Annotated in this window: 1 pseudogene; it reads right to left on the bottom strand. The window is 41.2% G+C overall.

From position 1 onward, the window contains the following. Nucleotides 1-596: pseudogene (locus ACYVRA_RS08090) on the bottom strand (hypothetical protein); the annotation flags it as partial. Between the last annotated feature and the right edge of the window lie 44 nt (nt 597-640).

Genomic DNA, 640 nt, shown 5'->3' with positions numbered 1-640 from the left:
CTCTTCATTTCTTCTTCCATTGCATTTGGGTTTGCAAAAAGCAAATTATCTCTTATGGTTCCTGTGAACAAAAAAGGTTCCTGCTCCAAAAAAACAAAATTGGATGTTCGCTCAATGGGTTCGCTGCTTGGCAAAAATCCAGCAATGGTATTTGCCAAAAGCGTTTTGCCCGTGCCAGAAGGAGCCGAGAGAATCAGGGCATCGCCTTTGTTTAGGGTTATAAAATTTGAACTTAAATTTTTCCTCTCTATTAGAGGGGTGGCAGCGTAGCTGACGTGGTGTGCCGTAGGAGAATTAAGTCTTTCGGATGCTGTTTTGGATAGGGCACTTTGCAAAGCTATGGATGGCAATTCTTGCAAGAGTTCAAAGGCGGATAGGGTTCCCAGCAAAATTCCAACCCACACGGGAAAGGAGTAACTGCTCTGACCAATGTAGAACATTCCCGCTAGGCATAAAAAAGGAACAGTTATTGAAACCATTTCTGCAAGACAATAAATTGCATAAGTTTTTTTTCTCTTTTCTTCTTCTGCATTCCCCAAATTTTCCCAGGTATTTAAAATTTTCCCGAAAATTCCCCAAGATTTTTTTTCTGCCATTCCTTGTGCAACAGAAAGAGAAAACTCGCTGAACTCCTCGTTAG

This window comes from Treponema sp. R8-4-B8, from assembly GCF_054786175.1.
Note: the sequence above shows the minus strand (reverse complement) of the source record. Positions and strands in the feature narration are given on the sequence as shown.